The sequence below is a fragment of the Mycobacterium sp. IEC1808 genome (genome assembly GCF_002101935.1).
In the GTDB taxonomy this organism is placed as follows: domain Bacteria; phylum Actinomycetota; class Actinomycetes; order Mycobacteriales; family Mycobacteriaceae; genus Mycobacterium.
In genome coordinates, this window is the sequence record NZ_LQPV01000021.1 from 15,263 (window position 1) to 35,472 (window position 20,210).

At 67.9% G+C, this 20,210-nt stretch carries 16 protein-coding genes and 1 riboswitch; of the genes, 9 read left to right on the forward strand and 7 right to left on the reverse strand.

The window, feature by feature from the left end:
* Positions 1-50: 50 nt before the first annotated feature.
* From AWB92_RS13655 to AWB92_RS13670, 4 genes are all read left to right on the forward strand, one after another.
* The gene (locus AWB92_RS13655; RefSeq protein ID WP_085186343.1) at positions 51-1,493 is read left to right on the forward strand and encodes an FAD-dependent oxidoreductase; all 1,443 of its coding nucleotides are present in this window, start codon (positions 51-53) and stop codon (positions 1,491-1,493) included.
* Positions 1,493-1,873: a VOC family protein gene (locus AWB92_RS13660; RefSeq protein ID WP_085186345.1), complete on the forward strand. Its 381-nt coding sequence runs from the start codon at positions 1,493-1,495 to the stop codon at positions 1,871-1,873. The genes AWB92_RS13655 and AWB92_RS13660 overlap by 1 nt, the downstream gene beginning before the upstream one ends.
* Before the next feature lie 148 nt (positions 1,874-2,021).
* On the forward strand, positions 2,022-3,440 hold the full coding sequence (locus tag AWB92_RS13665; RefSeq protein WP_085186347.1) for an HNH endonuclease signature motif containing protein: 1,419 nt from the start codon (positions 2,022-2,024) through the stop codon (positions 3,438-3,440).
* Between the two features lie 54 nt (positions 3,441-3,494).
* Positions 3,495-4,748 (forward strand): PE-PPE domain-containing protein, encoded by a 1,254-nt coding sequence (locus AWB92_RS13670; RefSeq protein WP_085186349.1) that lies wholly within the window; start codon positions 3,495-3,497, stop codon positions 4,746-4,748.
* Between the two features lie 10 nt (positions 4,749-4,758).
* On the opposite strand, the gene AWB92_RS13675 is transcribed toward AWB92_RS13670, so the two are convergent.
* The 3 genes from AWB92_RS13675 to AWB92_RS13685 are packed head-to-tail and all read right to left on the reverse strand — an operon-like array spanning position 4,759 to position 7,993.
* Positions 4,759-5,493 carry a class I SAM-dependent methyltransferase gene (locus AWB92_RS13675; RefSeq protein WP_085186351.1) on the reverse strand — a complete coding sequence of 245 codons (735 nt, stop codon included), beginning with the start codon at positions 5,491-5,493 and terminating at the stop codon, positions 4,759-4,761.
* Positions 5,490-6,617, reverse strand: a complete 1,128-nt coding sequence (locus AWB92_RS13680) for a homoserine O-acetyltransferase (RefSeq protein WP_085186353.1) — start codon at positions 6,615-6,617, stop codon at positions 5,490-5,492. The genes AWB92_RS13675 and AWB92_RS13680 overlap by 4 nt, the downstream gene beginning before the upstream one ends.
* Positions 6,618-6,628: 11 nt before the next feature.
* Positions 6,629-7,993, reverse strand: a complete 1,365-nt coding sequence (locus AWB92_RS13685; RefSeq protein WP_085186355.1) for a bifunctional o-acetylhomoserine/o-acetylserine sulfhydrylase — start codon at positions 7,991-7,993, stop codon at positions 6,629-6,631.
* A 143-nt stretch (positions 7,994-8,136) separates the two neighbouring features.
* Positions 8,137-8,254: riboswitch (SAM riboswitch) on the reverse strand.
* Positions 8,255-8,427: 173 nt separating this feature from the next.
* Here AWB92_RS13685 and AWB92_RS13690 point away from each other — a divergent pair.
* Together AWB92_RS13690 and AWB92_RS13695 are read left to right on the forward strand one after the other, a co-directional pair.
* Positions 8,428-10,674: an NADP-dependent isocitrate dehydrogenase gene (locus AWB92_RS13690; protein WP_085186357.1), complete on the forward strand. Its 2,247-nt coding sequence runs from the start codon at positions 8,428-8,430 to the stop codon at positions 10,672-10,674.
* A gap of 28 nt (positions 10,675-10,702) precedes the next feature.
* A complete protein-coding gene (locus tag AWB92_RS13695; RefSeq protein WP_085186359.1) occupies positions 10,703-11,932 on the forward strand; it encodes an NADP-dependent isocitrate dehydrogenase in 1,230 nt (409 codons plus the stop codon).
* Here the strand turns inward: AWB92_RS13695 and AWB92_RS13700 are convergent.
* On the reverse strand, positions 11,921-12,787 hold the full coding sequence (locus AWB92_RS13700) for an alpha/beta hydrolase (protein WP_085186361.1): 867 nt from the start codon (positions 12,785-12,787) through the stop codon (positions 11,921-11,923). The two genes, AWB92_RS13695 and AWB92_RS13700, sit on opposite strands and share 12 nt — an antisense overlap.
* A gap of 75 nt (positions 12,788-12,862) precedes the next feature.
* Between AWB92_RS13700 and trpS the strand changes: the two genes are divergently transcribed.
* From trpS to AWB92_RS13715, 3 genes are all read left to right on the forward strand, one after another.
* Positions 12,863-13,882 carry a tryptophan--tRNA ligase gene (trpS, locus tag AWB92_RS13705; RefSeq protein WP_085186363.1) on the forward strand — a complete coding sequence of 340 codons (1,020 nt, stop codon included), beginning with the start codon at positions 12,863-12,865 and terminating at the stop codon, positions 13,880-13,882.
* An 8-nt stretch (positions 13,883-13,890) separates the two neighbouring features.
* Positions 13,891-14,931 (forward strand): inner membrane protein YhjD, encoded by a 1,041-nt coding sequence (yhjD, locus tag AWB92_RS13710; RefSeq protein WP_085186365.1) that lies wholly within the window; start codon positions 13,891-13,893, stop codon positions 14,929-14,931.
* Positions 14,932-15,007: 76 nt separating this feature from the next.
* The gene (locus AWB92_RS13715) at positions 15,008-16,492 is read left to right on the forward strand and encodes an NAD(P)/FAD-dependent oxidoreductase (RefSeq protein ID WP_068106727.1); all 1,485 of its coding nucleotides are present in this window, start codon (positions 15,008-15,010) and stop codon (positions 16,490-16,492) included.
* Here the strand turns inward: AWB92_RS13715 and nagA are convergent.
* From nagA to AWB92_RS13730, 3 genes are read right to left on the reverse strand one after another with little or no spacing between them, the layout of a single operon-like run.
* Complete coding sequence (gene nagA, locus AWB92_RS13720; RefSeq protein ID WP_085186366.1) at positions 16,489-17,631, reverse strand: N-acetylglucosamine-6-phosphate deacetylase; 1,143 nt, start codon at positions 17,629-17,631, stop codon at positions 16,489-16,491. The two genes, AWB92_RS13715 and nagA, sit on opposite strands and share 4 nt — an antisense overlap.
* Positions 17,622-18,965, reverse strand: a complete 1,344-nt coding sequence (locus tag AWB92_RS13725) for a sugar porter family MFS transporter (protein WP_085186368.1) — start codon at positions 18,963-18,965, stop codon at positions 17,622-17,624. Before AWB92_RS13725 ends, nagA begins: the two co-directional genes overlap by 10 nt.
* Positions 18,962-20,203, reverse strand: a complete 1,242-nt coding sequence (locus tag AWB92_RS13730) for a D-alanyl-D-alanine carboxypeptidase family protein (protein ID WP_085186370.1) — start codon at positions 20,201-20,203, stop codon at positions 18,962-18,964. The genes AWB92_RS13725 and AWB92_RS13730 overlap by 4 nt, the downstream gene beginning before the upstream one ends.
* Positions 20,204-20,210: the final 7 nt, after the last annotated feature.

Sequence of the window (20,210 nt, forward strand, 5' to 3'; positions counted from 1 at the left end):
CTCGGGCGGAGGCCGGATTTTCAGTGGCCGATTGGACCAGAATCCGGCCCATGGCGACGAATCACCGGGGCATCTCGCGTCAGACATTCATTCGCGGCGCCGTCGGAATGCTGGCGACCGGAGCGGTTTTCGGCAGCGCGCGCGCCGCCGCCGACCCCGCCACCGGCTGGGGCGGCCTGGCGTCCTCCATCGGGGGCAACGTGTTACTGCCCGCCAGCGGCGCCCAATTCTCAACGGGCAAGCAGGTTTTCAACTCGCTTTACAACAACTCCAATCCGGCGGCGGTGGTCAAGGTGTCGTCGCAGGCGGACGTGCAGAAGGCGGTCGCGTTCGCGACGGCCAACGGGCTCAAGATCGCCCCGCGCGGGGGCGGGCATTCGTACATCGGCGCGTCGAGTCCGAACGGCGCAATGGTCATCGACCTGCGCGGGCTCCCGGGCGCGGTGAACGTCGACGGCGCCGGCAATGCCACGGTCACGCCGGCGACCACGCTTTACGCGGTGCACCAAGGCCTGGCCGGCGCCGGGCGCGCGATCCCCACCGCCACCTACCCGAGCGTCGGCATCGGGGGACTGGCGCTGGGCGGCGGGGTGGGCGCCGACTGCCGCCACGCGGGGTTGACCTGCGATGCCCTGCAGTCGGCCACGGTGGTGTTGCCCAGTGGCGACGTGGTCACCGCGTCCGCCAACGATCATCCGGATCTGTTCTGGGCGTTGCGCGGTGGCGGCGGTGGCAATTTCGGGGTCACGACGTCGATGACGTTCGCCACCTTCGCGACCGCCGACAGCGACGTCGTCCGGCTGGACTTCCCGCCGGCGTCGGCGGTGCAGGTGCTCGCCGGCTGGCAGTCTTGGCTGAGCGCCGCGGACCGAAACACCTGGGGGATAGTCGATCTCTCGGTGGGCAGCCAGCCGAACTGCCACGTGCTGGCGACCTGCCCGGCGGGCGCCGGTTCCGGTGTCGTCGACGCCATCAAGTCCGCCGTCGGGGTGGCGCCGACCGCCGTCGTGAACAAGACCCTCGGCCACATGGACCTGGTGACGTATCTGGCCGGCGGCAGCTCGACGGCCTCGCCGGTGGGGTTCGTGGCCGGATCCGATGTGCTCGCGACGATGAATTCCGCTGCGGCGCATGCCGTTGCGACCGCGATCGGGCAGTGGCCCGCCTCCGGCGGCAAGGCTGCGGTGCTGATCGACCCGCTGGACGGCGCCGTCGGCGATGTGCCGGCCGGGAACACGGCCTTCCCGTGGCGCCAGCAGTCGGTGCTGCTGCAGTGGTACGTCGAGCCCGCCGCCAACCAGGTGGCCGCCGCGCAGCAGTGGCTGAGTTCCGCACACCAAGCAGTGCAACAGTTTTCGGTCGGCGGCTACGTCAACTACCTGGAGGCCAACAGCTCGCCGTCGCGCTACTTCGGCCCGAACGTCTCGCAGCTATCCACTGTGCGGCAGAAGTACGACCCCAACCGGGTGATGTACTCGGGGCTGAACGTCTGATGGTCGAACTCGCGCGCGTTCGCTACCTCGTCGACGATGTTCGGGCCGCCGTCGACTTCTACACCACCCACCTGGGTTTCAGCGTCGACCTGGACGCCGTGCCCGCGTTTGCCGCCGTGGTGCGTGGCGCGCTGCAACTCTTGCTGGCCGGTCCCAAGAGCTCCGCGGCGCGTCCGATGCCCGACGGCGCCACGCCGGAACCCGGCGGCTGGAACCGCATACAGCTTGTCGTCGAAGACATCTCGGCCGAGGCCGAGCGGCTGCGGGCGGCCGGTGTAAGTTTCCGAAACGACATCTTCAGCGGCCCCGGCGGGCAACAGGTCCTGATTCAGGACCCTTCCGGCAACCTCGTGGAGCTGTTCCAGCCAGCGCCTCGCTGAGGCAACAACTCGGGCCACTTTTGTTTCACTGGCCCCAGTGTGCGCTGATTGTTGCACCACGCAGACTATTTCAAAAAACTTGCGCCACTTTGGTTTCAGGCGTCTCGGGGCGGCGGTTTTTGTCGGTGGGGGTGGTTAGTTTGGCGGTATGAGTTCGGACGGTGTCGTTGACCGGGAGGCGTTGTCGGCCGCCCTGGATCGCTGGGACGCCGACTTCGACGCCTTGGCCGCGTTTGACTGCGAGGCGTTGACCACCCGCGAGCACCTCGCGTTGCTCAAGCGTTTCGAGAAGATGCGCCGGCGGCTGCCGTCCCTAGAACATCCGATCATCAATGCCGTTGCCCGTCAGGCGACTGCGGAGGAGTTGGGCGGCAAGCTGTCTCATGCGATTGCCGAGGCGGCGTTGATCACCCGCGCCGAGGCGTCGCGACGGGTCAACGAGGCCGCCGATCTGGGCCCGCGCCACGGGCTGACCGGTGAGCGGTTGGCGCCGGTGCTGGCCGCCACGGCCGCCGCGCAACGCGCTGGTGAGCTGGGCACCGGGCAGGTGGCGGTGATTCGCAAGTTTTGGCATCAGCTGCCCGGCTGGATCGATCAGGACACCCGCGAACACGCCGAAGCCAAACTGGCCAGCGAGGGCACCCGGTTTCGTCCCGAACACCTGGGCGCGCTGGCCGACACACTGGCCGACTGCCTCAACCCCGACGGCACCTACACCGACGCCGACCGGGCCCGGCGGCGCGGCCTCACATTGGGCAACCAGCAATCCGACGGCATGTCGGAGCTGCGCGGGCTGATCACCCCCGAACTGCGCGCCACGATCGAAGCGGTGCTGGCCAAGCTGGCCGCCCCCGGCATGTGCAACCCCCTCGACCACACCCCCACCGTCGACGGCTCACCGTCTCAAGACGCCATCGACAAAGACGCCCGCAGCGCCGCCCAACGCAACCACGACGCGCTGACCGCCGCCCTGCGCGCGCTGCTCTGCTCGGGCACGCTGGGCCAGCACAACGGGCTGCCCGCCTCGATCATCGTCACCACCACCCTGGCCGAACTCGAAGCCGCCGCCGGACGCGGGTTGACCGGTGGGGGCAGCATCTTGCCCATGAGCGACGTCATCCGCCTCGCCCGCCACGCCCGGCACTACCTGGCCATCTTCGACCACAACGGCAAAGCCCTGGCGCTGTATCACACCAAACGGCTGGCCTCCCCGGCCCAGCGAATCGTGTTGTACGGCAAGGAACACGGCTGCAGCGCCCCGGGATGTACGGTGGCCGGCTACTACAGCGAAGTCCACCACGTCACCGACTACGCGCAATGCCACACCACCGACGTCAACGACCTCACCTTCGCCTGCGGCTGCCAACACCGCATGCTGCACCCCGACGGCTGGACTACCCGCAAAAACACCAACGGCGAAACCGAATGGATCCCCCCACCCCACCTCGACCACGGCCAACCCCGCACCAACACCTACTGGCACCCCGAAAAACTCCTCCATACCGACGAGGAAGACGAGGATGACGACGACGACGGCGACGACGAGGAAGACGAAAGCCCCGCCTAGCGTCCCGGCCGGTAGTAGCCTCACAGCCACCGATCGGGGGCAAGGAGGCACCAGGTGTCGTATGTCCTCGCCACGCCCGAATGGTTGTCGGTTGCTGCCGAGGATCTGGCCGGGATCGGGTCCGCGGTCGACGCGGCGAACGCAGCGGCCGCGAACTCCACGACGTCGCTGCTGGCGGCCGGCGCCGACGAGGTGTCGACGAGCATCGCCGGCCTGTTCGGCGCGCACGGCCTGGCATTCCACGAGATCACCGCGCAAGCGACGCAGCTGCACGAAAAGTTCGTGCTCACCCTGCAGGCCAACGCCGGCACGTATCTGAGCACCGAGATCGCAACGGCCGAGTCGCTGTTGGGGTCCCCGCTCATCCCGGGCGCAGCGGCGGGTACGCGGATCACGGTTCCCGGCGCGGGACCGCTGTACTACCCGAACTTCATCACCGAGCTGCCGTACCTGGGGCAGTTGCTCTATGCGGGCAGCATCCCGGGCCCCATTTCCGTGTCGATCCTGCAGGGGTACGACCTGCTGAACCACGCCATCGGCGAGAACTGGTTCCCCGGCACCACTTCTCAGGTGGTCAATTACCCGGCCAGCATCGGCTTCATCAGCGGGAGCCTGGCCGCTCCCGGCGTCAACGAGGCCCTCGCCATGGGGCAGCGGGCGCTTAACGACCAGATCTTCAATGCCTTCGCGAACGGCAGCGGTGCACCGGTGCGCATCGCCGCGCTGTCGGAGGGAACGCTCGTCGTCAACCGCGAATTGGCCGCCCTGGCGGCAGACCCGACCGCTCCACCGCACAGCGCCCTGCAGTTCGCCCTGTTCAACGGCCCCGAGACCGGCCTGTTCCACATTTACCTGCCGAACGGCGTGACCGTGCCCTTCGTCGACTACACGTCGCAGGGGCTGCCGAACACCCAATACGACGTCAGCGTGGTGTTCGGCCAGTACGACTTTTTCGGCAACCCGCCCGACCGGCCCTGGAACATCCCGGCGTGGGTCAACGCGCTGGCCGCCGGGATCTACCACCACAACACCACATCGCTGGCCTCGATGTCGGACGCGGTGCAGGTGTCCAGCACAACCACTTCCCTCGGCGGCACCATCACCACCTACATGGTCCCGTCACCGACCCTGCCAATGTTGTTGCCGCTTCAGCAGATTGGCGTCCCGCAACCGATCGTCGACAACCTCAACTCGTTCCTGGAACCGATCGTCAACGACGGCTACTCGTCCCTGACGCCGAACGCGGGGCCGTACTTCTCCCAGGGCGTGCTGCAAGGCTTGCCCCCGCTGCCGAACCTCTTCTCGTGACGTAAACGAACTACGCGGCCAACGCAGCCCGGATGCACACGGTCACGTACGGCAGCGCCAGACCGTTCGAATTCGCCAGCGCCGGATGGGTGGCCAGCAACTGGCGCACCTGGTCGAGCGTGCGGGTGCGGACCTCGGTCGGCGAGGTGATGCAGTAGCTGCGCGACGCCACCAGGTCGATCAACGCTTGCGGCGTAAGGTAATTCGTCCACTCGACCTGATGCCGCTCGGGCTCGGTGAATGACGCCGACAACGACACGTCGAAGCGGCCCCGGTCCCCGTCGGAGCCGATGATCTCGCCCAGCTCGCGCACCCAGCCCAGCCGCTCGTCGCGGGTGTTCCACACCAGTCCGAGCCGCCCGCCGGGCCGCAGCACCCGGGCCACCTCCGGGATGGCGCGCTCGGGATCCACCCAGTGCCACGCCTGCGCGACGACCACGGCGTCAACGCTGTTGTCCTCCAAAGGAATCTCTTCCGCGGTGCCCAGCAGGGCGCGGGTCTCCGGCAGCGAGGAGCGCAGCACCTCGAGCATGTCCGGAATCGGGTCGACGGCCACCACGTCCAGGCCACGCTCCACCAGCCGGGTGGTCAGCTTGCCGGTGCCCGCGCCCAGATCGAGCACGCGGCGCGCGCCGCGCGGGATCAGCCAGTCGATCGCCTCCGGTGGATAGGAGGGGCGGCCACGCTCATAGGCGGCGGCCGCGGAGCCGAACGAGAGCGAGCGTTCCTGGCTGGAGCGGATCACCGCCGACCCCGATCAGCCGAGTCCGCCAAATCGAGCGTCTTTCGGATCAACTTGCCGACGGCCTCGGACTCCACCAGGAACCCGTCGTGCCCGCAGATGGAGTCGACGACGTGCAGCTCGGAGCAGCCGGGCAGCAGCTCGGCCAGCTCCTCCTGCAGCCGCAGCGGGTAGAGCCGGTCGGAGGTGATGCCCCCGACCACCACCGGCACCGGGCATCCGCGCAGGGCGCGCTCGACGCCGCCGCGGCCGCGGCCGACGTCGTGACTGCTCAGCGCCTCGGTCAGGACGACGTAGCTGCCGGCGTCGAAGCGGGCCAACAGCTTGTCGCCCTGGTGCTCCAGGTAACTCTGCACGGCGTAGCGGCCGTCCCCGCCGCCCTGCTTGGCGTTGGCGAAGCGGGTGTCCAGCTCGACCTCGCCGCGGTAGGTCAGGTGCGCGAAGCGGCGGGCAATGGTCAGCCCGGCGTCCGGCGACTGCCCGGTCTCGTAGTAGTCGCCACCGTGCCAGCTCGGGTCGGCCTTGATGGCCGCGACCTGCGTGGCCTGCGTACCGATCTGGTCCGCGGTGGCGCGCGCGCCGACCGCGAGCAGCAGCCCCGCCCGCACCCGGTCGGGGTGGCCGACGATCCACTCCAAAGCCCTTGCGCCGCCCATGGATCCGCCGACGACGGCGGCCACCCGGTCGATCCCCAGGGCGGCCAGCGCGGCGACGTCGGCCTCCACCTGGTCACGCACCGAGATCAGCGGAAACCTTGAGCCCCAAGGCTTTCCGTCCCGGGCCAGCGAGCTGGGGCCGGTGGAGCCACGGCAGCCGCCGAGCACGTTGGTGGCCACCGCGCACCAGCGGTCGGTGTCGATCGGCGCTCCCGGCCCGGCCACGCCGTCCCACCAGCCGGGCGTGGGATGCCCGGGCCCGGCGGGCCCGGTGATGTGCGAATCGCCGGTGAGCGCGTGCAGCACCACCACAACGTTGTCGCGCGTCGGCGACAGCTCGCCCCAGCGCTGCACCGCGATGCAGACGTCGTCGATCACCGCACCGCTTTCGGTGGTCAGCGAGCCGATGTGGACGAGGCCGATCTCGCCTTCGGCGGGCAGCGTCTGCGTCGGGACGTCGGAGATCGTCATGTCGAAACCCCTCAGAACGCCGCCACGGCCTGCGGGTCGGCCGCCCCGGCACCGATCTTGCGGGCCGCGGCGAAGCCGAGCTCCAAATCGGCCAGGATGTCGTCGATGCCCTCGATGCCGACGGCCAGCCGCACCAGGCCGGGGCTGACGCCGGTGGACAGCTGCTCCTCGGGGCTCAGCTGGGCGTGGGTGGTCGACGCCGGGTGGATCACCAGCGAGCGCACGTCGCCGATGTTCGCGACGTGGCTGTGCAGCTGCAGCGCGTTCACGAACGCCTTGCCCGCCTCGATGCCGCCGGCCAGCTCGAACGCCAGCACGGCCCCGGTTCCCTTGGGCGCCAGCTTCTTTCCCCGCTCGTACCAGGGCGAGCTGGGCAGCCCCGCGTAGTTGACGGACACGACGCCGTCATGGGCCTCCAAGAACTCGGCGACCCGCTGCGCGTTGGCGACGTGCCGCTCGACGCGCAGGCTCAGCGTCTCCAGGCCCTGCGCCACCAGGAAAGCGTTGAACGGCGCGGCGGCCGACCCAAGGTCGCGCAGCAGCTGCACGCGGGCCTTGAGCGCGTACGCCGGCGGCCCCAGCTCGGCGAATACCACGCCGTGATAGCTGGGGTCGGGCGTGGTGAATCCGGGGAAGCGGCCCTGCGTCCAGTCGAAGGTGCCGCCGTCGACGATCACGCCGGCGATGGCGGCGCCGTGCCCGCCCAGGTACTTGGTGGCCGAGTGCACCACGATGTCGGCGCCCTGGGTGAACGGCTGGATCAGGTAGGGCGTCGCGATGGTGTTGTCGACGATCAGCGGCACGCCGTTGGCGTGGGCGACCCCGGAAACCCCGGGCGTGTCGAGGATGTCGATCTGCGGGTTGGAGATGGTCTCACCGAAGAACGCCTTGGTGTTCGGGCGCACCGCGGCCTGCCACGAATCGAGGTCGTCGGGATCGTCGACGAAGCTGACCTCGATGCCGAGCTTCGGCAGCGAATAGTGGAACAGGTTGTAGGTGCCGCCGTAGAGCCGCGGGCTGGACACGATGTGATCTCCAGCACTCGCGAGGTTCAATATGGCGAATGTCTCAGCCGCCTGGCCGGAGGACAGGAACAGCGCGGCCACCCCGCCCTCGAGCGCGGCGATGCGTTGCTCGACGACGTCGGTCGTCGGGTTGCCGATCCGGGTGTAGATGTTGCCCGGGACCTCGAGCCCGAACAGCGCGGCGGCGTGCGTGGTGTCGTTGAAGACGTAGGACGTGGTCTGGTAGATCGGCAGGGCGCGGGCGTTGGTCGCGGGGTCGGGACTCTGGCCGGCGTGGACCTGCTTGGTCTCGAACGACCAGTGCGCGGTCGGATCTGCCTCGGGGCTGGTTTCGTTGTTTTCAGAGCTCACTGCGGTGTGCTTTCTTCTCAGAAGGGCATGAATTCGGGTAGCGGGAAGTGCGCGGTCGAATTACCGACGGCAGACAAAACGACGCGAATGAGCTTGATGAATGCGCATCACGTTTCCCCTCTAGTCAGGGGTCCGGTATGGCGGACCCGCGCTTGCCGCGCAGCCTGTGGCTACTAGACCTGGTCTTTCACCCGGGGCACCCCACCGCGGTTGGAGGGTTGCCGGCCAGCAAGCCGGGGCTTAGCGCTGGCGCTCATGACCGATGTGAAGCCTATCTCATAGCGGCTCGCCCATGCCAACGGAGATGCCAACAGAGATGCCAACACAGATGCCAACAGACCGGCTCGCCTGCGGGTCGACACCTGTCCAAACACCCTTGATAACGTGGCAACCAGAACGCTGAGAACCGATCCAATGACGCCGGGAGATGGACCGTGTGCGCCGAACAGCCGACCGTCATCTACACGCTGACCGACGAGGCGCCGCTGCTGGCGACCTACGCGTTCCTGCCGATCGTGCGAGCCTTCGCCGAGCCGGCGGGCATCAAGATCAAGACCAGTGACATCTCCGTGGCCGCTCGGATCCTCGCCGAGTTCGGCAACTACCTGACCGAAGAACAGCGGGTGCCCGACGACCTGGCGGAACTGGGCGAGCTGACGCAGCGGCCCGACACCAACATCATCAAGCTGCCGAACGTCAGCGCCTCGGTGCCCCAGCTGATCGCCGCCGTCAAGGAGCTGCAGGGCAAGGGTTACCAGATCCCGGACTTTCCGCAGAGCCCGAAAACCGACGAGGACAAGGAAATTCGCGCCCGGTATGGCAAATGCCTGGGCAGCGCTGTGAACCCGGTTCTGCGGCAAGGCAACTCGGACCGGCGTGCGCCCAAGGCCGTCAAGGAATACGCGCGCAGGCACCCGCACAGCATGGGGGAGTGGTCGCCGGCCTCGCGCACCCACGTCGCCACCATGCGACACGGCGACTTCTACCACGGCGAGAAGTCGATGACGCTGGACCGGGCGCGCAACGTGAAGATGGTGCTGCGGACCAAGGGTGGGGAGACCCTGGAGCTCAAGCCGAAGGTCGAGCTGCGCGACGGCGACGTCATCGATTCCATGTTCATGAGCAAGAAGGCCCTGGTCGAGTTCTACGAAGAACAGATGCAGGACGCCTACGAGACCGGCGTGATGTTCTCGCTGCACGTGAAGGCGACCATGATGAAGGTCTCCCACCCGATCGTCTTCGGCCACGCCGTGAAGGTCTATTACAAGGAGGCGTTCGCGAAGCACCAGGAGCTGTTCGACGAGCTTGGCGTCAACGTCAACAACGGGCTGGTCGACCTCTACGACAAGATCGAATCGCTGCCCGCGACGCAGCACGAGGAGATCATCCGCGACCTGCACGCCTGCCACGAACACCGCCCCGAGCTGGCGATGGTCGATTCGGCCAAGGGCATCACCAACTTTCATTCGCCCAGCGACGTGATCGTCGATGCGTCGATGCCGGCGATGATCCGCGCCGGCGGCAAGATGTGGGGCGCCGACGGGCGGCAGAAGGACACCAAGGCCGTCAACCCCGAGTCGACCTTCTCGCGCATCTACCAGGAGATCATCAACTTCTGCAAAACCCACGGGCAGTTCGACCCGACGACCATGGGCACCGTCCCCAACGTCGGCCTGATGGCGCAGCAGGCCGAGGAATACGGCTCGCACGACAAGACATTCGAGATCCCCGAAGACGGCGTCGCCGACATCGTCGACCTCGACACCGGGGAAGTCCTGCTGACGCAGAACGTGGAAGAAGGCGACATCTGGCGGATGCCGATCGTCACCGACGAGGCGATCCGCGACTGGGTGAAGCTGGCCGTCACCCGGGCGCGGAACTCGGGCATGACGGTGGTGTTCTGGCTGGACACCGAGCGGCCGCACGAGGTCGAGCTGCGCAACAAGGTCAAGAAGTACCTCAAGGAGCACGACACCGAGGGCCTGGAAATCCAGATCATGCCGCAGGTGTGGGCCATGAGGTACACGATCGAGCGCGCGATACGCGGGCAGGACACCATCGCCGCGACCGGAAACATCCTGCGCGACTACCTCACCGACCTGTTCCCGATCCTGGAGCTCGGCACCAGCGCCAAGATGCTGTCCATCGTGCCGCTGATGTCCGGCGGCGGAATGTACGAAACCGGGGCGGGCGGTTCGGCGCCGAAGCACGTCCACCAGCTGGTCGAGGAAAATCATCTGCGCTGGGATTCCCTCGGCGAGTTCCTTGCTCTGGGAGCGTGTTTCGAGGACGTCGGCATCAAGACCGACAACCCGCGCGCCAAGCTGCTCGGCAAGACGCTGGACGCGGCGATCGGCAAGCTGCTGGAGAACAACAAGAGCCCGTCACGCAAGACCGGCGAACTCGACAACCGCGGCAGCCAGTTCTACCTGGCGCTGTACTGGGCCGGGGAACTCACCGCGCAATCCGATGACGACGAGTTGCGCGAGCACTTCGCCGCGCTGGCCGAGGAGTTGAGCAAAAACGAGGACGCGATCGTGGCGGAACTCGCGGAGGCGCAGGGCGAGCCGGTCGACATCGGCGGCTACTATCGCCCGGACCCGGAGAAGACGACTGCCGTAATGCGGCCGAGCAAAACGTTCAACGAGGCGCTGGCAGCTTCGCAAGCCGCCAAGGGCTGAGAGCCGCGAGAAGAAAGTCGAACTCGATATGTCTGACGAATCCAAGATCAAGGTCAAGGGCCCAGTGGTCGAGCTCGACGGCGACGAGATGACCCGCGTCATCTGGAAGCTCATCAAGGACATGCTGATCCTGCCCCATCTCGACATCAACCTGGAGTACTACGACCTGGGCATGGAACACCGCGACCGCACCGACGACCAGGTGACGATCGACGCGGCCTATGCGATCAAGAAGCATGGCGTCGGCGTCAAGTGCGCGACCATCACGCCGGACGAGGCGCGGGTCCACGAGTTCAACCTGAAGAAGATGTGGCTCTCGCCCAACGGGACCATCCGGAACATCTTGGGCGGCACCATCTTCCGCGAGCCGATCGTGATCTCCAATGTGCCGCGCCTGGTTCCGGGCTGGACCAAGCCAATCGTCATCGGCCGGCACGCTTTTGGCGACCAGTACCGCGCGACCAACTTCAAGGTCGACAAGCCCGGCACCGTCACGCTGACATTCACGCCGGCCGACGGCAGCGAGCCCATGGTGCACGAGGTGGTGTCCATCCCCGAGGACGGCGGCGTCGTGATGGGGATGTACAACTTCAAGGACTCCATCCGCGATTTCGCGCGCGCCTCGTTCGCGTACGGCCTGAACGCCAAGTGGCCGGTGTACCTGTCCACCAAGAACACCATCCTCAAGGCCTACGACGGCATGTTCAAAGACGAGTTCCAGCGCATTTATGACGAGGAATTCAAGGAGCAGTTCGAAGCCGAGGGCCTGACCTACGAGCACCGGCTCATCGACGACATGGTGGCGGCCTGCCTCAAGTGGGAGGGCGGCTACGTGTGGGCGTGCAAGAACTATGACGGCGACGTGCAGTCCGACACCGTCGCGCAGGGCTACGGCTCGCTGGGGCTGATGACGTCCGTGCTGATGACGGCCGACGGCAAGACGGTCGAGGCCGAGGCCGCGCACGGCACCGTCACCCGTCACTTCCGGCAGTATCAGGCCGGCAAGCCGACCTCGACCAACCCGATCGCCTCGATCTTCGCCTGGACGCGGGGCCTGCAGCACCGCGGCAAGCTGGACGACACCCCCGAGGTGATCGAGTTCGCCCAGAAGCTCGAAGAGGTCGTCATCTCCACCGTCGAGGACGGCAAGATGACCAAGGATCTCGCCATCCTCATCGGCCCCGAGCAGGAGTACCAGAACAGCGAGGAGTTCCTGAACTCCATCGCCGAGAACCTGGAAAAGGCCCTAGCCGGCTGACTCCTCGCGGCCCGCGACCGGGCAATGCTCCTCGATGAATTCGGTGATCACCCGGGTGATGCGCTCGGGCGCCTCGAACATCGGAATGTGTCCCACGCCTTCCAGCTTGGTGACCTGGTGACTGTCCTTGGGCAGCTGGTCGGTGAAATGCCGGCTGAACCGGGGGGACGGCAGGATCCGGTCCTTCTCGCAGATCACCAGATGGGCCGGGACGGCGTTCTGCGCGACCTCCCGCAGGCCGTGCAGCAACAGCGCCTTGACCAGCAGCTGGAAGTACGCCGGGCAATGTGCGACGTCATCGATGCAGCCGAGCAGTTGAGCGTCGCTGACGCCGTCGGGCTTGGCGCTGATCGCGTAGGTGGCCATTTGCCGGCTGAACGGCAGGCGCAGCACCTTGGGGCCGAACGCCCAGGCCGCCACCAGCAGGGGGATGCCCAGGACGAACTTGGCGATCACCTCGAACTTCGCCGGGGTCCAGCGCGTCCAACCGCCGGCCGGGGCGATGCCGGTGACGCTGCGCGCCCGGCCGCGGCGCTCCAGCTCGAAGGCGACCCAGCCGCCCAGCGAGTTGCCCACGATGTGGGCGGTCTTCCAGCCCAGTTCGTCCATTTGCTGCTCGACGTGGTCGGCGAGCACGTCGGACGACAGGAACCAGGTCCCGGCCTTCGGGCCGCCGTTGTGGCCGGCCATCGTCGGGGCGAAGACCTCGTAGCGGCCGGTGTCGGCCAGCTGCCGCGCCACGTCCTCCCACACCGCCTGCGACAGCAGGAACGGGTGCAGCAGGAGGATCGGTTCTCGGGACCCTTCTCCGGAACCTAGGTGGATCGGCGGACGGCTCCCCACGTTGCTCCCCATACAGCCCGACAGTAATGGCGGTACCGCCGGTACTGCAAACAACGGCCGGTCCGCGCGTGAAAAGATCGGGGAATCATGAGCACCGCTACCGGATCCAGCCGGCTCTTCTCCGGCGTGCAGCCCACCTCCGACTCGCTTCACCTCGGTAACGCGCTGGGCGCGATCACCCAGTGGGTGGCGCTGCAAGACGACCATGAGGCGTTCTTCTGCGTCGTCGACCTGCACGCCATCACCATCCCGCAGGATCCCGAGGCGCTGCGACGGCGCACCCTGGTCACCGCCGCGCAGTACCTGGCGCTGGGCATCGACCCCGAGCGCAGCACGGTCTTCGTGCAGAGCCACGTGCCCGCCCACACCCAGCTGGCGTGGGTGCTGGGGTGCTTCACCGGCTTCGGCCAGGCGTCGCGAATGACACAGTTCAAGGACAAGTCCACGCGCCAGGGCAGCGACTCGACCACGGTCGGCCTGTTCACCTATCCGGTGCTGCAGGCGGCCGACGTGCTGGCCTACGACAGCGACCTGGTGCCGGTGGGCGAGGACCAGCGCCAGCACCTCGAGCTGGCGCGCGACGTCGCGCAGCGGTTCAACAGCCGTTTCCCGGACACCTTCGTCGTCCCCGACGTGCTCATCCCCAAGGTGACCGCCAAGATCTACGACCTGGCCGACCCGACGTCGAAGATGAGCAAATCGGCGGCCACCGATGCCGGGCTGATCAACCTGCTCGACGATCCGGCGTTGTCGGCCAAGAAGATTCGCTCCGCGGTGACCGACAGTGAGCGCGAGATCCGTTACGACACCGAGGCCAAGGCGGGCGTGTCGAACCTGCTGACCATCCAGTCGGCGGTCACCGGGGTCGGCATCGACAAGCTCGTCGAGGGCTACGCCGGGCGCGGCTACGGCGACCTGAAGAAGGACACCGCCGAGGCCGTGGTCGAATTCGTGAGTCCGATCAAGGCGCGCGTCGACGAATTGATGGCCGACCGTGCCGAATTGGAGTCGGTGCTGGCGGCCGGGGCGCAGCGCGCCGAGGAGGTCGCCGGGAAAACCGTTCGGCGGGTTTACGATCGGTTGGGGTTCCTTCCGGTACCGGAATAGGGTTACGCATGAGCGAGCCGGCCAAGCCAGGCATCCTGGATCGGCTGCGTGCCCGGTTTCGATGGCTCGACCACGTTATGCGCGCCTATCAGCGTTTCGATGAGCGCAACGGTGGGTTCTACGCCGCCGGCCTCACCTACTACACGATCTTCGCGTTATTCCCCTTGCTGATGGTGGGTTTCGCGGCGTTCGGGTTCCTGCTGTCGCGCCGCCCGCAGCTGCTGAGCACGATCGACGACCACATCCGGTCCGCGGTGACCGGCGCGCTTTCGCAACAGCTGGTCGACCTGATGAATTCGGCGATCGACGCGCGAACCTCGGTCGGACTGATCGGGCTGGCCACCGCCGCCTGGGCGGGCGTGGGCTGGATATCGCACCTGCGGGGCGCGGTGACCGAGATGTGGTGGGACAAGCGCATCGAGTCGCCGGGGTTCCTGCGCAACAAACTCTCCGACCTGCTGGCGATGGTGGGGACGTTCACCGTGGCGCTGGCCACCGTGGCGCTCAGCACGCTCGGGCACGAGGCGCCGATGGGCGCGGTGCTGAGATGGCTTGGCATACCGCAGTTTTCGGTGTTCGACTGGCTGTTCCGGCTGTTCTCGATAGTGATCTCGTTGTTCGTGTCGTGGCTGCTGTTCGCCTGGATGATCGCCCGGCTGCCGCGCGAGAAGGTCGACCCGGTCGCCTCGATGCGGGCCGGCCTGCTGGCGGCGATCGGCTTCGAGGCGTTCAAGCAGGTGGCGTCGCTTTATCTGAGGGCGGTGCTGCGCAGCCCCGCTGGGGTCGCCTTCGGCCCGGTGCTGGGCCTCATGGTTTTCTCCTACGTCACCGCATACCTGGTGCTGTTCGCCGCCGCGTGGGCCGCCACCGCGTCCGACGACCCGCGGGCCAAGCACGTGGACCCCCCGCCGCCCGCGATCATCGCCCCGCGGGTGCAGCTGGACGAGGGACTGTCCACGCGTCAGACGCTGACCGCGGTGGGCCTGGGAGCCGCCGGGGCGTGGGCGTTCTCCCGGCTGGCCCGCCGGCTGCTCACGCAGGGAAAATGACTCCTGCTTTACACTCGGTACGCGAGCAGCTGCGCAGCGCGCGGTGACCTGCGTCACACAAGGAGCTACCTGTCCCATGAGTACGGGCGAATTCGAGTTCGTCATCGTTGGTGCGGGCTTCAGCGGCATCGGTGCGGCGATCCAGCTCAATCGGCTCGGGTACCAGGACATCGTCATCCTCGACCGCGAGGACGACCTCGGTGGTACCTGGCATGTCAACCGGTACCCGGGCCTGGCCGTCGACATCGCTTCCACCACCTACTCGTACTGGTTTGAACCCAACCCGTACTGGTCCCGCCTGTTCGCCCCCGGCCCCGAATTGAAGCGATACGCCGAGCACGTAGCCGACAAATACGACGTGCGCCGCTACATGCGGTTCAACACGGTCGTCGAAGGCGCGCGCTGGGACGAGGACGCGCACAGGTGGCGGGTGGAGTTGGCGGGCGGCGAAACGCTGACGGCGCGTTTCCTGATCACCGCGACCGGGTTCCTGTCGCAGCCGCGTACCCCGGACATTCCCGGCATCGAGAGTTTCGCCGGCAAGGTCATCCACACCACGGCCTGGGACGATGACTACGACCTCGAGGGCCGCCGCGCGGCAATCATCGGAACCGGGGCGACGGCGGTGCAGTTGATCCCCGTGCTGGCCGGCAAAGTCGCCGACCTGACCGTGTATCAGCGGACGGCGATCCATGTGGTTCCCAAGATCGACTTCGCGATTCCCGCCTGGCTGCAGCGGGTGTTCGCCCGGGCGCCGAAGGTGCAGCGGCTCGTTCGGCATCTGACCGACTTCTTCTTCGAAATCATGATCGTGACGGGTGTGCTGCATTTCCGCACGTTCCGACGGCTGACCATCGTCGCCGCGGACCTGGCCAAGATCAGCCGGTTCGTCTCGATACGGGACAAGGAGCTGCGCCGCAAGCTAACGCCCGACTACGACTTTGGCTGTAAACGGCCCACGTGGTCCAACAGCTACTACCGCACCTTCACCGAACCGCACGTGCACTTGGAGACCAACAGCATCGAGCGGATCGAGCCCGACGGCATCGTCACCGCCGACGGGCGCAAGACCGTCATCGACACCCTGGTGCTCGCCACCGGTTTCGATTTGTGGGACGCCAACTTCCCGGCGATCGAGATGATCGGCCGGCAGGGCCGAAACCTCGGAAAGTGGTGGCGCGAGAACAGGTTCCAGGCCTATCAGGGGATGTCCGTCCCGTACTTCCCGAACTACCTGAGCCTGGCCAGTCCGTACGGGTTCTGCGGCCTCTCGGTCTTCAACAACGTGGAGTACCAGATGCGGCACATGGACCGGCTTTTCGGTGAGCTGCAGCGGGTCGGCGCGACCGAGTTCGAGGTGACCGAGGAAGCAAACACCCGCTTCCTGGACCAGATGACCGAGCTCCTCGACGACACGATTTTCTACGCCGGCAATTGCGCCACTTCGCGCTCGTACTACTTCAACAGCAGCGGCGAAGCGAGTCTGCTGCGGCCGACGCCGACGGAAAACGCGGTCGAGGAAGCGTCAAGCTTTCCGTTGAGTGACTACGCGATCCGCTAACCCGCCGACCATTCGCCGCGCACCATGACGGCGCTCACCTCCGAGGCGCCGTCCAGCACAACCAGATTCGCGTCGTGGCCCGTCCGCAGGGCGCCCACCCGCTCGAGGCCCAGCGCGCGCGCCGGCGTCGTCGCCGTCATCCGCACGGCGGCGGCCAGCCCCGCGTCTCCCGCGTCCGAGGCGGCCGCGTCGCGGAAGAGCCGATCCATGGTGGCGGTGCTGCCGGCGATCGTGGTCGTTCCGTGCACCCGCGCGACGCCGGACACGACGTCGACCGGCACCGCGCCGAGCCGAAACGTCCCGTCGGCGCAGCCGGCCGCGGCCAGCGCGTCGGTGACCAGCGCGACGCGGTCGGGCCCCGCGGCCGCGACGACGGCGCGCGCCACCTCGGGGTGTACGTGCACGCCGTCGGCGATGAGTTCGACGGTCACCCCCGGGTCGCGCAGCAGCGCGAGGGCGGGCCCCGGTTCGCGGTGGTGCAGCGGCGGCATCGCGTTGAACAGGTGGGTGCCTACCGTGGCGCCCGCGGCGATGGCGCGTTGGGTCTGCTCGTAGGTCGCGTCGGTATGGCCCACGGCCACAACCACGTTCGCGTCCAGGAACCGCCGGATCGCGTCGTCGGCTCCCGGCAGTTCCGGCGCCAGCGTGACCATCCGGACGGCGCCGCCGCCGGCGGCGAGCACGGCGTCGATCTCGGCGGGGTCGGGGTGGCGCATCCGGGTGGGGTCGTGCGCGCCGCACCGGGCCGGGCTCAGCCACGGCCCCTCCAGGTGGATGCCCGCGACGGTGCCCCGCTCGGTGGCCGCGGCGAGCGCGCGGACGCCGGCGATCAGCTCGGCCGGCGCGGCGGTGACCAGGCTGGCGAGCGTGGTGGTGGTGCCGTGCCGCTTGTGAAAGTCTGCGGCCGCGTCGATGGTGTCGGGCGCGATGGAGGCCTCGGTGTAGGAGGCGCCGCCGCCGCCGTGCACGTGCATGTCGACAAAGCCCGGCACCACAACGCAATCCGGGAAATTCCGGTCGGCCGGCCCGGGCGGTGGGCCGGCGCCGCACGCGCGGATCCGCCCGCCGGACGTCTCGAGCCATCCCGGCCGGCAGACCTGCCCGTCGAGAATCATCGTCCCCGCCGAGATCAGTCCCATCGGCCGCCGTTTTCCCAGAAGTGCCTGATGTCCTCGAGCTGGCGTCCCTTGGTTTCCGGGGCATACCGGTAGACGAAGCCGAAGGCGATCAGCGTGAGGACCACGAAAACCGCGAAAGTCCCCGCGCCGCCCAGCGAATGCAACAGCGTCAGGAAAACGGCGGCGATGATCGCGTTGGCCACCAGGTTGGAGGTGAGCATGGTGCTGGAACCGATGGAGCGCAGCCGCGTCGGGAAGCTCTCGCTCGCGTACACCCAGCCCAGCGAGCCGAAACCCGCGGTGTAGCCGAAGATGAACAGCAGGATGCCGGCGAACCCGAAGACCAGGCCGGCGCCGCCCAGGCGGCCCTGGGCGAACACGGCCATCAGGACGAGGTCGGCCGCGATCATCATGGCTATGCCGCACAACAGGATTGGGCGCCGGCCCACCCGGTCGACCAGCAGCAGCGACGTGCCGACGGCCGCCAGCCCGGCGATCTGCACCAGTGCCGGCAGGGCCAGCAGCGCGAAATTGCCCGTGAAGCCCATTGCCTCGAATATCCGGGGGCTGTAATAGATGATCGCGTTGATGCCGGTGATCTGGATCAGGAAGCCGAGCGTGACCACGAATACGGTGGCCCGCCGATACGGCGGTCGCAGCATCTCGGAAAAGCCGCCGCTGCCTTCGCTCAACGCGGTTGTTATCTCGGCCAGCTCTGCGTCGGTGTTCGCGGTCGGCTCCGCGCGCAGCAGCGCGGCGCGGGCGTCGTCGACCCTGCCCTTGAGCACATACCAGCGGGCCGTGTCGGGCATCCGAATCAGCAAGGGCAGCAGCAGCATTGCGGGCAGGGCGGCCAGTCCCAGCATCCACCGCCAGGCGTGCGCGCCGGCCAGCAGGTAACCCGTCAGGTAGCCGACGACGAGTCCGCTGACGATCGCAAGTTGATAGGCCGTCAACAGCGAGCCCCGCACCGCGGCCGGGGCCGACTCCGCCACGTAGACCGGCACCACCACCACCGTCACGCCGATCGTCAGTCCCAGCAGGAAGCGCGCCGCCAACAGCATCGGCAGCGAGACCGAGAACGCACCGAGAAGCGCGAACGCCGCGTAGGCGACGAGGATCGCCACCACCGATTTCTTGCGGCCGATGGCGTTCGCGAGCACACCGGCGCCGAGCGCGCCGACGATCTGGCCGATCACCACCATCGTCGTCAGCAGCTCCTGCTGCCGGGTGGTGAGCCCGAAGTCGTCGGTGACGAACAGCTGCGCGCCGGCGATGATCGACAGGTCGTAGCCGTAGATGACGCCGACGCTGGCGGCGGTGAGTCCGAGCGGCAGCCCCCGCCGTGATCTCAACGGTGCTGCGGTCGGCGGTTCATTGAGCGTGCGACCATGATCAAACTAAACACGATGACGGTGCCGATCGCGGCGACACCCACCCGCACCGGCAGCGCGTCCGCTGACGGCATCAGCGGGGCGGCCTGGGCGCCTTGTCGGTCGGCGGCGCCGTCGTGTCGGGTGGGCATCAGCGACGGGTCGGGTTCGATCAGCGTGCCGACCTGGGTGCCCTGCGGCGTGGAAAACCCGTAATCCAGCAGGTGCGCCGCCTGCTCCCACGGCGCGATCGGCTGCCGCGTCCCGTGCAGCAGCACCGCCATCAGCCGCCGCCCGTCGTGGTTGGCCGCGCCCACGAACGTCTGCCCGGCGTCGTCGGTGTAGCCGGTCTTGCCGCCCAGCGCGCCCGGGTACTTGTAGAGCAGCTGGTTGTCGTTTTCCAGCTCGTAGCCGGGATGGTCGCCGTGGCCGGGGAAGTTGAAGGTCCGGGTCGCGACGATGTCGGCGAAGGTGGGGTTCTGCCAGGCGTAGCGGTAGAACAGGCCGATGTCGTAGGCCGACGTGCTCATGCCGGGGCCGTCCAGCCCGGACGGGGTCGCCACCCGGGTGTCGCGGCCGCCGAGCTTGGCGGCCAGCACGTTGATCTTTTCCAGCGCCTGCTGCATCCCGCCCAGCTGCACCGCCAGCGCGTGCGCCGCGTCGTTGCCGGAGTGCATCAACAGGCCGTGCAGCAACTGGTTGACGGTGAACACGCCGCCCTCGGTCACGCCGACCTTGGTGCCCTCGGCGGCCGCGTCGTCGGCGGTGCCCTGAACGGACTTGTTCAGCGGCAGCGCGTTGATGGACGCCATGGCGACCAGCACCTTGATGATGCTGGCGGGGCGGTGCCGGCCGTGCGGGTCCTTGGCGGCGATCACGGCGCCGCTGTCCAGGTCCGCCACCAGCCAGGCGTCGGCCGACACGTCGCCCGGCAGCGGCGGCGTCCCGGGTGCCGCGACGACGCCGCAACCGCCCAGGGCCTCGCCGCCGACCGGCTTGGGGGGCACCGCCAGCGGGATCGGCGGGTCACCGGCGGTCGGGACCTCCGAGGAGTCCACCGCGGGCGGGGTGTTCACCTGATACGGGCAGTTGGGCGGCCCGGCGTTGGGGCCCGGGGTCGGTTCGGCGGACGCGAGCGGCGCAGCGATCGGCGCGGCGGCCAGGGCGCCCACCAGGAAAAGCGTCGCTGCCAGGCACGACGCGGAACGTAACAGGGTCATTGTGTGA